We start from the raw sequence: 15,769 nt of genomic DNA on the forward strand, positions 1-15,769 counted from the left end.
CGGGTAGTTTTTTGTTTCGGAGACTTCGACTCCTCAACTGACTAAAGTCATTAAACAGTTTAGATTTTTCTCCTATTTAGTCAAAGACAAGGGCTATGCCTTTTAAAAAATCCTTGACAAAACAGTTCGAAAAATCTAAAATAACTGTAAAGAATGAAAGTCACTAAAAGTAATAAAATTTACTGATTTTAAAGTTTAAAATACTAAACAAAAATAACTTAATATTTTGTACAACTTTTTGGGTGCAGTACCTAGTTGGTTGCTAAATTTTAAATGTACGGAGAGCTCCTCAATTGGAAACTGCTGAAAAAATAATCTCTACAGTTTAAATAAAATAAAAAAAGAGGTCTCTATCTGAACTGTTCTCTGTCAAATGAGCAATAACTTGCTCGATAACTATTTGAAACAAGATTATCTGATTAAAAATTGAATCTTTAGCGCTCCAACTAGCAATTAGTTTTTTATTTTTACATATTAAAATCAGCTAAAATAATCCACAACAAAGAATATATATTAAAGTTTAAAAATTTTAACAAAATATCAAACAAGTCCAATAGTAATTTTGTTGACAATTCATAAATTAAATAATTATTCATTAAGTTTAAAAAGATGTGAGGAAAAAATAATGAAAGTTCATTTTATACTACATGAGAGTTTTGAAGTACCAGGTGCTTATATGACTTGGGCTCAGTCAAGAGGCCATGATATTGGAATAACAAAAGTTTACAAGGGTGAAAACATACCAAAAACAGTTTCTGGAATTGATTTTCTCATCATCATGGGAGGTCCTCAATCTCCCGATGAAGATAAAAAACATTTCCCTTATTATCATCCAAAAGAAGAAATTCGGTTCATTCAACAGGCAATAAAAGAAGATAAGTATATTGTAGGTGTATGTTTAGGGGCTCAATTACTGTCTGTCGCTTACGGGGGTCAATATGAGCATAGTCCTGAGAAAGAAATTGGTGTGTTTCCTATTAGAATGACTGATCAAGGACTAGCAGATAAACACCTCAAATATTTTGGTTCTGAAATTTTGGCTGGTCACTGGCATAGCGATATGCCAGGTCTTACAGAAGAAGCCGTAATCCTTGCGAAAAGCCAAGGATGTCCACGACAGATTATTCGCTTCAGCCCTAAACACTATGCTTTTCAAGTGCATTTAGAGTTTGATACAGAAGCAATAGATTTATTAATTGCTGCTGATGGTGAAGAAAAATTAAGAGAACAAAATAAAACATTACCTTTTGTTCAATCACCTGAAGAATTGCGTAATAACGATTATTCTGAAATGAATGAACAATTGTATAATTTTTTAGATTCACTTACAGATTAGAATTACAGAAAAACGAGATATTTTAATCTTTGATTTTATGAATTATCAAGATTAAGAAAGGATGAGTTAAATGTATTCATTGAACTGAATACATTAGGAGAACTGTGTAAAAAAGATAAATACTCTTAGCTACAGGACATCTGTGTCAAATTTCCTAATCCGTAATAACTGGCCTTTGTTCCCCTTGGAGTTATACTAAAAAATAAACACAGAAAAGAAGTGTTTGAAATGAAAAAATATCTATGACGAGGATTAAAAAAACAATTATTATTCTATATCAAAATAGTAATACTCAAAGACAACTAAGTAAAGACTATTGTATTTCTTTAAGTACCATTAATAAATGGGTGAAACAGTATTCTGAGATTAAAGCTGAAGATGGCGATGTGTTTACCGCTAAACAAATAAAGGAACTTCAAAACGAAATACTCTATTAGAAGAAAATCAAATTTTTTAGAAAGGTAGTCGCCATCTTCACTCCGCACACAAACAAAGATTAAATGCTGTTTTAACCCTTAGAATTCAACACAATATTAATCTTTTATATAAACAACGTTAATAGAATCATATACTATAAATATATCTCAAATGATGTACCTCCTAAAATCGAAGAAAATCAAATGATTTCTAGAGTTATTTTGAAAATTCATGGAGATTACGATAAGCAACTTAGTGCATATAAGATTACTAACAAGAAAAAATTAGAGTTTTATTGACATTAAAAATTTGTTTTATACTGAACCTCTCTTGATATAATATCCGATAGAAAAATGGCATTATCACATTTTTCTATCGGGATACCACACCCAGCTCACAGTATAAAACAAATTTTACTTGAATTTTTTAATTGATTTTTATATTTTCGTATCTATTTACTTGACTATAATCAAAAATTGCATATTCTTATTTTATCATTTTCATATGAATTACTTATTCTTTCCAAATAATCTTTGGAAAAATCCAATTTTCTCCTCTGTATCTTCAGATTTATCTTCTTCATCAATATTTTCTTGCTTATCATCTGATTTTAATGGAACATTTATCCATTCATGGAAAGAATCTTGGAAAACTTCAACAAATAAATCTGCATTTGTTTTACTTGAACTCAAAATCTTATTCTCTAATGCTTCCGAATAAACTTTTGATGGTTTAGTGTTATTCACTCCATACCTAGAACTTTGGAAATTATGATCAAGTTCGCTCATCTTAATCATATAAATATTTCTCTCCTCTTGCTTCCCTTTAACTTCTTTAAATAATTCTGGAGAATCTATATACAATTTTCACCACATCAACATATTATTTTTGGTAGCATCATCTACACGTGAAAGTGGGAAAAAGTCAGGTAATTCAATTCCTGCGATTTTAAAATATTCTTTAAATATTTCACGAGTATAGTATAAAAAATCTAATTTATTTCCACTATAATGTTTCCAATTTAAATCATCTTGCATAAGTTTTTTAGAAAATCTCTAAACAATCCTGAATTAATCTTTTTATAAACTTCTATATATCTATCTGTCGTTTCTGCTCATCTTTGTGAATCAAATTTACGATCATTTAGTAAATAATATACTCTTCTACTAAGAGCCTCTGATTTAGAGCTTATTGCTTCTGCATTAGTCGTACAAATAAATGCAGGAGTTAGATGTATTTGATTTTCCGCTTAGTTAGAAATATCTTTAATCAAATCTTCACCTTTTCCATTAAAGAAATCACTTGGAAGCTCATCAACAAGTAGAGGCGCAACATTATCCTCATTAAGCATCCAATAACGAATTTGTTGACGTGTTGCAGAATCTTTTCTCGTATCATTATCCACCAACTTATTGTACGTTGGTATTTTATTATCCGTCGTCATTCCTAACATCTCATTTAATATCGTTAATAACGTCATCATTCCTTTACCATATTCCTTTTTTAATATTCTATCACTCTATATTTTCTTTTCTACACAGTCTTCACTTCGGCAACATAATATTTAGACTTATTATGTCCTCCTGTATAATTTTTATTATTCAGTTTTAATGTTATTGTTGAAATTTTAGTTTTCGTCATAACATCTAGTACATCAATTTTTATACTATCCCCTTCTGTTTTCCAGTTCTCTTTTTTATCTAGTTCTTGTGGATAATTGTGTCCTCTTTCTACAGACACGAATACAAGCGTATCATCTTCTTTAAAATAATGAATCTCGCTATCTTTAGGAAATGCGCTAGCTGCTGAAGATTTACCATTTACTTCACTAAAAGCTGGGCTTTGAAGTAAGTCTAGTGCATCTTGTTTAGAATAAGTTTTCTCTGAAAATTCATTAACTACATCAACAAAATCCTGAACCGAAACCTTCACCAACGGTACTCCTTCTGGTGACTTGAATTTTGTAGATTTATCTTGAGTAATCCAAGCTAGTAAATTAGTTTGTTCATTTAATCTTTTTAGATCGTTTCCTGAAATAGCAACTAAATGAGCCAATTTTTCTGCCGCTGCTAAATCATGTTTTATCTCTGCATTTTCTTTTGATTTAGATTCATTATTATCATCTTTTTTTCTATCATTTTGTTCTGATTTATTATTTTTTTCTGAAGATTTTGTACTTTCATTTCCAGCACAACCTGTTAAAACTAACGCTCCCGTTGCAAGTAAAACTAATAACTTCTTATTCATATATCCATCTCCTTTTATTTACTTATCTATATTATACCATATTTTTTTAACAAAAAAAGTAGCCTTTGAAACTTAGATGTTTCAAAGACTACACTATAAATCTTTTATATTATCTTAAACCTTTATCGTATGGAATACCAAGTGCTTCTGGAGTAGCAGTTTTCTTAGAAAATACGATAAGTGCAATAATTGTAGCTACGAATGGGAACATATTCCAGAAAGATACAGGAATTGGTAAATCTGGTGCTAAGATAGAAACTTTCTCAGCGAATACCTTAGTTCCTCCAAAGAATAACGAAGCTAATGTAATTGTAATTGGATTATATTTACCAAAGATTAATGCCGCTAATGCTAAATATCCGAATCCGTAGACTGTAATAGCTGCGTTGAACCCTTGTGAGAATGTAGTAGCAATAATAGCTCCAGCTAGACCTGCTAAACATCCTGAAATAAACACCCCAATATAACGATATTTAAATACGTTTAATCCAAGTGAATCACTCGCCTGAGGATTCTCCCCTACAGAACGTAAACGTAAACCGAATGGACGTTTATAGATTACATAATATGTTACAGCCACTAATACTATAGCAATTAATACTGTTGGGTAAACAGTGAATTTACCAAATATAGTATATCTAGGGAAACCACTTGCTAATAATAGTTCATATGTACCATTGAAGTGGTTAACTAAGAATAATGCGATAGCCGGTGTGATTAAGTTAATCGCTGTACCTGAGATAACCTGATCAGCTTTTAAATTAATACTAATGAATGCATGAATCAACGACATTAAACCACCGCACAATGTAGCAACGATTAAACAAATTATTAATTCAAGCACTGTTGGTGCCCCACCAAATACTGATAAAGCTAATAATGATGCGATAAATGATCCGAAGATTACGAAACCATCAAGGGCAATGTTAACAACCCCACTTTTCTCTGAATAGAAACCACCAATGGCAGCTATAAGAATTGGTGCAGTATATTGTAACATTGAGTCTAATAGTGATAATACTGTATCCATCTATTTATCTCCTTTCTGTTTCTTACTACTGAATAATTTGTCAAGCAGCTTATTATCGAAGATAGCTTTAGCTGCAACGAATAACACGATTAATCCGATTAAAATATTTGCAATATCTTTAGGGATACCGATGAACGATAATTGTGGAGTTAGTACACCTAGGAATCCAAATAGTAAAGCTCCTAATAATGATCCAACAGCGGTATTAGCTCCGATTAATGCAACTGCGATACCCATGTATCCATAACCTTGGAATGTTGAACCTGCTACTACTTGTCCTACAGGCCCCATGTTATAAAGAGCACCGCCTAGACCAGCAAAAGCCCCTGAAATAGCCATAGATAGCACTGTGTTTCTGTTAACTTTCATACCTACGAATTTCGATGCACTAGGATTAAATCCTACAGAACGTAATTCATAACCGAAGACTGTTTTTTCCATGACAATATAGAAAATAATAACACTAAAAATTGCTAAGAATAAATCCGTTCCTAAACGATAGTTATTGAAAATACCTTCAATTAAGCTATTTTGTAAATATCCTGTTCCATCTGCTGAAACAATAGGTTTAGAAATAATATCGTTAGTTCCTTTAATATACTTAGGTACAGCAAACTGTACAAAATATAAGGCTGTGTAGTTTAACATAATTGTTACGACTACTTCACTAATATTAAACCTAGCTTTTAAATATCCTGCAATAGCGGCCCAAAGACCACCTACTACAACCCCTACTAAAATACTAGTAATCAACACTAAATAGAAGTTCATTCCTTCCATTTTAATCGCAACAAGTCCTGCAAAAAGTCCCCCCATAATGAATTGACCTTCTGCCCCAATGTTGAATAAGCCTGTTCTAAATGCAAATGCAACAGACAATCCAGTACAAATAAGCGGAATTGTTGATACAAAAATTTCAGCTATACTGTTTGAATCTGAGAAAATATCCCCAATTACTCCAAACACATCTCCCGGTGCTGCCCCTATTGCTGAAATAAGAATTGCTCCAATAATAAATGAAGCTAATATCGGTAGCACCGCATTAGTTAAAACTTTCTTTAACATACGTTCTCCTCTCTACTTCTTAACCCCTGCCATAAGCAGACCAAGTTGTTCTTTTGTAACATTTTCATCATTATCCACAACATCAATAATATTACCGTTATGAATAACTGCAATTCTATCAGATAATGTTAAAATTTCATCTAAGTCAAATGAAATTAAAAGTACTCCATTCCCCTTATCACGATAATCGATTAACATTTTGTGAATACCATTAATAGCACCAACGTCAAGACCACGAGTAGGTTGAGTTGTTACTAATAATTTCGGATCTAATTCTAAAGCACGTCCGATAATAAGTTTTTGTTGGTTCCCACCACTCATACTACGTGCAGAAATCGTCTCATCTCCAGCTTTACGAACATCATATTTTTCACAAATTTCTTTTGCAAATTTTGAGATAATATTTTTCTTCAAGAATCCATGTTTAGAGAATTTTTCTGTATAGTAATTTTCTAAAACTGAATTTTCTTCAATACTAAAATCTAACACTAGACCATCTTTATGTCTGTCTTCTGCAATAATCTCAAGTCCAAGCTCTTTACGTTTTGCAGTAGATAGTGAATTAATTTCTTTTCCGTCGAAAATAATTTTTCCTTTTGTTTCTTTAAGTAAAGCATTTAGTACTTCTACAAATTGTTGTTGACCATTTCCATCAACACCAGCAATACCTAGTATTTCACGCTCACGTACATTTAAGTTGAAGTCATGTAGAATATCTTTTTTCTCTGCAGTATCAGCATATACTCCTGAAACTTCAAGAATATTTTTCTTACCATCTCTTGAACGCTCATATTTAATTATCTCTAAATCTTTACCAATCATAAGACTAGCTAATTGTTCTTTTGTAGTTTCTGCTATTTCAACAGTTCCAAAGTACTCACCGCGACGAATAATACTACAACGATTTGCAACTGCCATAATCTCGTTAAGTTTGTGAGTAATTAGTAAAATAGTTTTTCCTTCTGCTTGAAGATTTTTAAGAATCGATAAAAACTCTTTAATTTCAGCAGGAGTTAAAACTGCAGTAGGTTCATCAAAAATTAAAATATTAGCATCTCTATATAACATTTTCAAAATTTCAACCCTTTGTTGCATCCCTACACTAATATCACCAACTAATGCTCTTGGGTCTACTTCTAAACCATATTTTTTTGATAAATCACTGATTTTTTCAGCAGCACTATCTAAATCGATTTTCCCACCTTTTACTTCTTCCATTCCAAGAATGATATTTTCAGCAACAGTAAAATTCTTAATAAGTTTAAAGTGCTGATGCACCATACCTATCCCTAACTTATTAGCGTGCTTAGGATCTTTAATATCAACTTCCTTACCATCTAACTTGATAACACCGGCTTCTTGATGGTACATACCAAAAAGAACCGACATCAGCGTAGATTTTCCAGCACCATTTTCACCAAGTAAAGCATGAACTTCATTTTTCTTTACTTGAATAGTGATATCCTTATTTGCGTAGAAGTCGCCAAACTTTTTAGTTATGTTTAGCATTTCTATAGCGTACATATCTTTACCTCTCTTTTATAAATTCTTACATATATATATTATAATATATTTCATCAAAGTAGTATAGCTTTTTCAGGTATTTTTTTATATATATTTAACATTATTTTTTAACACAATAAATTTATTAATATCCGCGGTGTATTCGTTTTATATTTATATAATACCATATTATTTTTTGTTAAAATAACACAGTAATTACTATACAAATTTTTTAATACTAATAACAAAATACAAAAAAATTTATAAAAAATAAAGACCTAGTTTGTACTAGGCCTTTATACATAAACTTATAAAATTAAAGTTCTCCGTCGATATTAGCTTTATCAGCTACACCAGCTGCATCAGCCGCAACTGTTGCTTTTCCAGCTTTTAGATCTTCAACAACTGTTTTAATTTTAGCTTTGATATCATTGCTTAAGTTAGGATTTTCTGCTGGAAGTCCAACACCGTCTTCTTTAATAGTGAAGACTTTAGCTGTTCCACCTTCAAATTTGTTAGCTTTGATAGCATCTAAGATATTAGCAACTGCTACGTCGATACGTTTAACAGCTGAAGTTAAGATAACTGATTTTTCAACATCTTTTCCGTCTTTATCTTTAGCTTTGAATACACCTTCAGAATATTGGTCTTTATCTACACCAACGATCCAGTGTTTAACTTCTCCGCTTTCTTTAAGATCTTTAGCTGCTCTTTCTTGAGCTTCTTTAATAGATCCACTTCCAGTACCACCAGCTGCTACGAAAATAACGTCAGCACCAGCATCGTACATAGTTGCTGCTAAAGTTTTACCTTTGTTAGTGTCGTTGAATGAACCACTGTAGTTATATACAACTTTGATATCTTTTTTAGCTGCTTTTGCACCTTGAACGAATCCAACACCAAATTTAACTACCGCTGGGATTTTAGCTCCACCAATGTATCCAACTTTACCAGTTTTTGATTGTAAAGCTGCTGCATATCCAGCTAGGTATCCAGCTTCGTGTTCTGAGAATGTTACAGAAGCAACGTTTTTGTTTTGTACTACACCATCGATGAAAATGAATTTTTTATCTGCAAATGAATCTGCAACTTTTGGTAATTCTTTTTCAAAGTAGAAACCAGCTAATGAAATAACGTCAGAAGCTTTTGCTGCATTTTGTAAGTTTGCAGCGATATCACTTTGGTTTTTAGTTTCGATTGGGTTTAGTGCTTTTCCACCATTTTTTTCAGCCCAAGCTTTTACTGTTTCAACGTTACTTTGGTTGAAACTTTTATCTTTTGCTCCACCTTCGTCAGTTACAACACCGATTTTTAATCCAGAGTTGTTAGAAGATGAGTTTCCATTAGATGACTTAGAAGAACATCCAACGATAATTAATGCTGCTGATAGAACAACTGCGATTAATGAAAATATCTTTTTCATAAGAATAAAGTCTCCTTTGTTTGTATTTGTATAATGTTTATATCTAAATAATACCACATTTTCTTGAAAACATCAATAATTTATTTATTAAATGTTAAGATTTTTTTATAATGTTCGTTTTTAGATTATAAAAAGTTATTAAATTAATCGTTTCAAAAAGTAATTTTCTTATTCTACCCTCTTTTTTAATAAATGCCCTTAAATAACAAGCTATTTTAAAAACTATTACACCGTTTTCAACATTTTACGTACTTTTATAATTTATTTGTGTTACACATTAATTATCACTCTTTATTATTATTGTTAAATTAACATTTTAGACGCATATTCAATACCCGAACATTTTATTATTATCTACCTAAAAATCAAATTTAAAGCAACAAAATATTCAGCACTATCATCGTAATATTTTTCACAATAAATATTTTTAAATTTTATTACAATCTGGATATTAGTTATAGTATTTAAAAAACTCTAGAAAAAGTGATTTATTAAAACCACTCTTTCTAGAGTCATTCTTCTTTAAGTAATTAAACAATAATTTTATCGTCATATATTGTATTCTAAAAGCTTAACATGACTATTATTGCTCTTTTTAGAAATTATAACCTATAGTTCTCCTTCTATATTAGTAGCTGAACCTTTTGCTTTTAACTCATCTCCAGTGGCTACTACTTCAACTTTTCCTGATTTTAGTTCTTCAATAGCACTAGCGATTTTCTTATTAATTTCATCACTTAAGTTAGGATTTTCTTTTGGAATACCTACTCCATTTTCTTTAATACCAAAGACATGTTCACCTTTTGTAAATTTACCTTCTTTGATTTCATTTAGTATTTTAGTAACTGCTACTTCAATATTTTTAACAGCTGATGTTAAGACTGCAGATTTTTGGTATTCTTTTCCGTCTTTATCTTTCCCTTTAAAAATACCTTCTTCATATTGATCTTTATCTACACCTACAACCCAGTGTTTAATCTCTCCACTTTTAGACATATCGATTACACCGCGTTCTTTAGCTTCTGCGATTACACCATTACCAGTATTACCTGCAGCAACAAAGATTACATCAGCACCTGAGTCATACATAGTAGCTGCTAATGTTTTCCCTTTATTTGTATCAGAGAATGTACCACTATAGTTATACATCACTTTAATATCACTTTTTGCTGCTTTAGCACCTTGTACAAATCCAATACCAAATCTTTCTACTGGTGGAATTTTAGTTCCTCCGATATAGCCAACTTTTCCTGTTTTAGATTGTAAAGCTGCAATATATCCAGCTAAATAACCAGCTTCTTGTTCTTTAAAGATTAATGAAGCAATATTCGGTGCATCAACAAAAGTATCAACATACATGAATTTTTTATCTTTATATTGCTCAGCTACTTTAGGAATTTCTTTTTCAAATTCATAACCAGCTAAAGAAATAATATCAGACACTTTTGCAGCATTTTGTAAATTAGAAGTTAAATCTGATTGAGTTTTAGTTTCTAATACAACTGGATCTTTTGCTCCGTTAGCCTTTGTCCAAGCTTGAATTGCTTCAACGTTTGCTTGGTTAAAACTTTTATCTTTTGCTCCACCTTCACCAGTTACGACACCAATTTTATAACCGCTCTTACCGTCGGATTTAGTGTCATTCTTAGCATTTTTTGAAGAACAACCAACAACAATTAATGATAATGCAACTAAAATTGCAAAAATAGTACGTAATCTCTTCATAATATCCTCCTAAAATTATATGTACTAAGTACATAATAGCACACTTCAAAGCACTTTTCAAAGAAAAATTTATATATTTCTTACAATTTAAAATTAATATTTAATATACTTTAATATAATTTCTTATAAGAAAATATAAATTTATACTAATAAATATTTATAAATTAACTTAATCATTGTTATTTTATATACAGTTTCTTATATTTTTTTCTATAAGCTCATACTATTATTTTATTTAAATATAATTTTCTAATATTTATTATAAACATTCATAATAAATAATTTAAAAACTATATATTTTCTAATTTATTTATGCTATAATGATTTTGATAAAGCATTTTCAGGAGGATTTATATTATGACTTATTACGAAAATATTGTAGAAACTGCAAAATATATAAAGAAATATTTTAACGAACCAATCGACTATGCAGTAGTCTTAGGAAGTGGTATTACTTTAGAACTTGAAGACCAACAAGAACTTGGTTATGAAGCTATTCCACTTTTCCCAGGAAATAAACATGCAAATCGCGTGAAAGGACACGCTAACAAGTTAACATTTGGTAAAATATCTGGAAAGAATGTTCTTGTACTAAATGGACGTCTTCACTTCTACGAAGGATATAGCATGAAAGATGTTGCTTTTATGACATATGTTGTTAAGCACCTAGGAGTAAAAGGATTATTTATCACTAATGCATGTGGAGCTATAAATACTGATTTTTCTGAAGGTGATATCGTATGTCTTGATGATTTCATTTCACTTGTAAGCAAAAACCCTCTAATGGGAGAAAATGATCCCCGCCTTGGTGAAAGATTCGTGGATATGACAACTCCATTCGATCCGTATTTAGTTGAGAACTTACATAATTCAGCTAAAAAATTAGATATTACCTTACACACAGGTGTTTACGGATTCTTCCAAGGTCCATATTTCGAAACACGTGCCGAGATTCGCGCATTCAAAACAATGGGATGTGATCTTGTCGGTATGTCTACAGTGCCAGAAGTAATCGCCGCAAACCACGCTTCACTACCAGTTGCTGTATTAGCATGTGCTACAAACATGGCAACAGGAGTTCAAGAGAAAAAACATGATCATGAACACGTACTTAAAACTGCACAAAAAATAAGTGTAAATCTAAAAAAACTTTTAATTGAAACATTAGAAAACTTAAAATAAAAGAGGAATTTAAATATGGAAAAAACTATTTTTGAAAAAATCATTGACGGAGAAATCCCAAGTTACAAAGTATACGAAGATGAACATGTCTATAGCTTTTTAGATGTGTTTCCTATAACAAAAGGACATACTCTTGTTATTCCAAAAAAACACAGCAGAAACATTTTCGACTGCGATCCTGAAACAGCAGCAAACATTGGTCGTGTTCTACCAAAAATTGCTAACGCAGTAAAAGAAGCCTACGGTTGCGATGGAGTTAATATTTTCCAAAATAACGAAGAATATGCAGGGCAAAGTGTTTTCCACTTACACTTTCACATCGTACCAAGATATAAAAATAAAGACGTAAACTTCGATAACTTAGAAGTTAAATGGCCTCCACAAAAAGTAGAACCTTCTGAATTTGAAGAAATCAGAAAAGCAATCTCTGATAAATTAAAATAAAACAAAAGTAGCTAAGTAATACTTACATTACCTAGCTACTTTTCATTTTTTATTTTGAAGCGAATAAAGATACGATAGAATCTAAAGTTGTTTTTGGTTTCTCTTCTACAACTTCTTCTGTTTCTTCTTTTACTTCTTCTGCTTTTTCAATTATTGGAGCTACTGTTTCGTGAATTTCTTCGAAAGTTGGCTCAACTTTTTCTTCATAGTGAACAGCTGAAACTTCTTGTGCTTTTTCTGTAACTTCATCAACTTTTTCAACAACAGGTTCCACTACTGGAGCAGCAACCTCTTCTGCTGTTTCTTTGGCTTCTTCCACTACTTCTTCAACTGTTTCTTTAACTTCATCAGCTTTTTCAACAACTTCAGCTACAACTTCTTCTTTTACTTCTTCAGCTTTAGCTCCTAATTCAACGAAGTTTTCTTCTACTTCTGTTGCTTCCTCTGCAGCTGTCAATTCTTCTAATTTTTCTTTAGCCACATCTTGTTGTTCTTGTGCTTTAGCTTCTAGTTCTTGAGTTTTCTCATTAACATATGCAGTTAATTTTTCAATTCCTATTTTAGTATTTTCTTTTAATAATTCTTTGTGTTTTTCTAACTCTTTTGGATTTTTATAGTAGTATGCTCCTACCGCACTTACTGCTCCTAAAAAGACTCCTTTAAAAATTTTACCCATGTATGAATTCCTCCTAATTTATTATCAGTATTGATTTTATCAAAAAAATCAAATAATGTAAAGGACTTAAAGGTTATTTATTGTTGTAGTGGTTAACCCAAAAGTCCTAAGTTTTAAAATAGTTTATATAGAAACTCATAGACGCAGCACTTTATTGATATCTAAATTCGCTTTATAAAAGCTTTTTAGATATCTAATAAAACTTTAGGGGTAACTCGACATAGTTGATTTCTCCGAAATCATGATTTTTGTGTCACTCTCATAAATTATAGAAGCGACAACCTAAATTTATTATTGGATATCACTTCTATCTAAAAAATATTATTTTAAATGTTTAACCCTTGCTACGATTTCTTTATGACGTCCTTTAATCATTGGTCTCGCTTGAGGATTACCTAAATACCCACATGTTCTTTTAACAACATCACAACTTTTTGGATCTCTGTTCCCACATTCAGGACACTTAAATCCTTTTTTAGTTGGTTCAAATTCTCCCTCATAGCCACACTTATAACAACGATCAATCGGCGTATTTGTCCCTAAATATCCTACCTTATCATATGCGTAATCCCAAACCGCTTCTAATGCTTTTGGATTTTGTTTCAACACTGGATATTCACAATAATGAATAAATCCTCCGCTAGCATAATAAGGATAATCTTTTTCAAAATCTAATTTTTCAAATGGTGTTGGATTTTTTCTTACATCATAATGATATGAGTTAGTATAGTATTCTTTATCTGTGATATTCTCTACAATACCAAACTTCTCAGTATCCATTCGACAAAATCTATCAGTTAAAGACTCGCTAGGTGTTGAATAAATACTATACCAATAATCCCCTTCTGCTGTCCATTTATCTACGCATTCTTTCATATAACGCATGATATCTAATGTAAATTCTTTTGCCTCAGGATTTTTCTCCCATTCCCCTCCATAAAAGACACTAGCAACTTCATATAACCCTATATATCCAAGCGACAATGTAGAACGTTTGTTATCAAAAAGCTGTTTTACTCTATCTTCAGGTTTAAGACGTTTTCCAAAAGCTCCGTGCATATAAAGAATAGGAGCATTTTGAGGTTTAGCCTCCCCACAACGTTTCGCTCTATAGTCTAATGCATCTTTACAAATTTCTAATCTTTCCTTAAAAATTTCCCAGAACTCTTCTTTATTTCCTTTTGATTCAAGTGCAACTCTAGGCAGATTTAACGTTACTACTCCTAAATTCATACGTCCACTTTCTACAAACTCCCCTTGTTCATTTTTCCATGCAGGTAAGAACGATCTACATCCCATAGGTGTCTTGCAACTACCTGTAATCTTTGTAATAGTATCATACATAAGTACATCCGGATACATTCTTTGAGTTGCACATGATAATGCAAGTTCTTTTACATCGTAGTTCGGATCTGTTGATTTTAGATTTAACCCATCTTTAATAACAAATATCAACTTAGGAAAAATGGCCGTTCTCTTTTCTTTTCCTAATCCTTCAATTCTTACTTTAAGTATAGCTTTTTGAATTTCTTTTTCAAAATATCCTTCTCCTAATCCAAAACCTAATGATGTAAATGGCGTTTGCCCTTGTGATGAATATAAAGTATTAATTTCATATTCTAAAGACTGCATTGCATCAAAGATATCTTTTTTAGTCTTTTCATTCGCAAATTTCTTTTGCTTTTCTTCATCATCAATCCACTCTTGTGCCATTTTTAAGTTTTTCTTATAATTTAACTCTGCAAAAGGAGCTAACACTTCGTCTATTCTATCAGCACTACACCCTCCATATTGACTTGAGGCAACATTAGCAATAATCTGAGCCATTTGAGCCGTAGCTGTTTGAATACTTTTTGGACTATCTACATCAGCATTACCAATTTTGAATCCTTTTGTCAACATTTCTTTGAAATCAATTAAGCAACAATTAGTTAAAGGCTGATAAGGAGAATAATCAAGATCATGATAATGAATCTCTCCTTTTTGATGAGCATTAGCCACATGCTTTGGTAACATTTTAAGCCCAATTGCCTTAGCAACAATTCCACTAGTTAAATCACGATGTGTATTAAAAACTAAACTATCCTTGTTCGCATTTTCATTCACGACATTCTCGTCACGATTAACTAATTTTTCAATTGCCACATTTATGTCTAAACTACGCTCACGTTCAATATCTCGCATACTTCTATATCCAACGTACTCTTCATAAATAGCTTCTTCGCCTAAAGTAAGTAGAGTATGTTCTACAATATTTTGCAACTCATAAATTTTTATATTATCTTTAAATCTATTTGCTATTTCTATAATAACATTGTCTACAATACCATCGATATTAACACTATGCTTTGTTCCAAATACAGAGTGAACCGCTTTTTCTATTGCTTTATATATTTTTTCAGCATCAAATCTAACTACTCGTCCATCCCTCTTTATTACAAGTAAATTATTAGTTAAATTATCCACCTTTGCTTTAGTATATGAAAATAAATTGTTTTTATACATGCTATCCCCCATTTCGTTATTATTTTCCATTTGTAAATACATTACAATACTATATTATCTTAAAATATCTTCACTGTCTATAATTTATATTTCCGGGAAATCCAGGAACCTTATACCCTAGCCTTTTACCTTAATTGTGAATTTTTCTAGCATTGCTGTTTTCTACTTCACTCAACAAAAATACTTGCATATCAACGTTTCCAGAGGTTTACATAT

At 31.2% G+C, this 15,769-nt stretch carries 14 protein-coding genes; 4 read left to right on the forward strand and 10 right to left on the reverse strand.

What is annotated here, in order from left to right; all coding sequences use genetic code 11:
• Positions 1-625 precede the first annotated feature (625 nt).
• Together RWQ73_RS03185 and RWQ73_RS03190 are read left to right on the forward strand one after the other, a co-directional pair.
• Positions 626-1,336: a type 1 glutamine amidotransferase gene (locus RWQ73_RS03185; RefSeq protein ID WP_314406663.1), complete on the forward strand. Its 711-nt coding sequence runs from the start codon at positions 626-628 to the stop codon at positions 1,334-1,336.
• Between the two features lie 242 nt (positions 1,337-1,578).
• Positions 1,579-1,773 (forward strand): helix-turn-helix domain-containing protein, encoded by a 195-nt coding sequence (locus RWQ73_RS03190; RefSeq protein ID WP_314406664.1) that lies wholly within the window; start codon positions 1,579-1,581, stop codon positions 1,771-1,773.
• A 489-nt stretch (positions 1,774-2,262) separates the two neighbouring features.
• Here RWQ73_RS03190 and RWQ73_RS03195 read toward each other — a convergent pair whose 3' ends face one another.
• From RWQ73_RS03195 to RWQ73_RS03230, 8 genes are all read right to left on the reverse strand, one after another.
• On the reverse strand, positions 2,263-2,550 hold the full coding sequence (locus RWQ73_RS03195) for a hypothetical protein (protein WP_314406665.1): 288 nt from the start codon (positions 2,548-2,550) through the stop codon (positions 2,263-2,265).
• A gap of 452 nt (positions 2,551-3,002) precedes the next feature.
• Entirely contained in the window at positions 3,003-3,236 is a 234-nt protein-coding gene (locus RWQ73_RS03200; RefSeq protein WP_314406666.1) for a hypothetical protein, read from the reverse strand.
• Positions 3,237-3,286: 50 nt separating this feature from the next.
• Positions 3,287-4,000, reverse strand: a complete 714-nt coding sequence (locus RWQ73_RS03205) for a hypothetical protein (protein ID WP_314406667.1) — start codon at positions 3,998-4,000, stop codon at positions 3,287-3,289.
• A gap of 109 nt (positions 4,001-4,109) precedes the next feature.
• Positions 4,110-5,030 (reverse strand): ABC transporter permease, encoded by a 921-nt coding sequence (locus RWQ73_RS03210; protein WP_314406668.1) that lies wholly within the window; start codon positions 5,028-5,030, stop codon positions 4,110-4,112.
• Positions 5,031-6,095: an ABC transporter permease gene (locus RWQ73_RS03215; protein WP_314406669.1), complete on the reverse strand. Its 1,065-nt coding sequence runs from the start codon at positions 6,093-6,095 to the stop codon at positions 5,031-5,033. It abuts the gene before it with no gap.
• Positions 6,096-6,107: 12 nt separating this feature from the next.
• Entirely contained in the window at positions 6,108-7,619 is a 1,512-nt protein-coding gene (locus tag RWQ73_RS03220) for an ABC transporter ATP-binding protein (protein WP_314406670.1), read from the reverse strand.
• Positions 7,620-7,914: 295 nt separating this feature from the next.
• Positions 7,915-9,021, reverse strand: coding sequence for a BMP family ABC transporter substrate-binding protein (locus tag RWQ73_RS03225; protein ID WP_314406671.1), 1,107 nt, complete (start codon positions 9,019-9,021; stop codon positions 7,915-7,917).
• Between the two features lie 609 nt (positions 9,022-9,630).
• Positions 9,631-10,746 carry a BMP family ABC transporter substrate-binding protein gene (locus RWQ73_RS03230; RefSeq protein ID WP_314406672.1) on the reverse strand — a complete coding sequence of 372 codons (1,116 nt, stop codon included), beginning with the start codon at positions 10,744-10,746 and terminating at the stop codon, positions 9,631-9,633.
• A gap of 357 nt (positions 10,747-11,103) precedes the next feature.
• Here RWQ73_RS03230 and RWQ73_RS03235 point away from each other — a divergent pair, with 357 nt between their 5' ends.
• Together RWQ73_RS03235 and RWQ73_RS03240 are read left to right on the forward strand one after the other, a co-directional pair.
• Positions 11,104-11,928 carry a purine-nucleoside phosphorylase gene (locus RWQ73_RS03235; protein ID WP_314406673.1) on the forward strand — a complete coding sequence of 275 codons (825 nt, stop codon included), beginning with the start codon at positions 11,104-11,106 and terminating at the stop codon, positions 11,926-11,928.
• Positions 11,929-11,943: 15 nt separating this feature from the next.
• Positions 11,944-12,372 carry an HIT family protein gene (locus tag RWQ73_RS03240; RefSeq protein ID WP_314406674.1) on the forward strand — a complete coding sequence of 143 codons (429 nt, stop codon included), beginning with the start codon at positions 11,944-11,946 and terminating at the stop codon, positions 12,370-12,372.
• A 49-nt stretch (positions 12,373-12,421) separates the two neighbouring features.
• Here the strand turns inward: RWQ73_RS03240 and RWQ73_RS03245 are convergent, their stop codons facing one another.
• Positions 12,422-13,048 carry a hypothetical protein gene (locus RWQ73_RS03245; RefSeq protein ID WP_314406675.1) on the reverse strand — a complete coding sequence of 209 codons (627 nt, stop codon included), beginning with the start codon at positions 13,046-13,048 and terminating at the stop codon, positions 12,422-12,424.
• 321 nt (positions 13,049-13,369) lie between these two features.
• Positions 13,370-15,553, reverse strand: a complete 2,184-nt coding sequence (gene nrdD, locus RWQ73_RS03250; RefSeq protein WP_314406676.1) for an anaerobic ribonucleoside-triphosphate reductase — start codon at positions 15,551-15,553, stop codon at positions 13,370-13,372.
• Positions 15,554-15,769: the final 216 nt, after the last annotated feature.

The organism is uncultured Gemella sp. (assembly GCF_963525875.1).
GTDB lineage: Bacteria > Bacillota > Bacilli > Staphylococcales > Gemellaceae > Gemella.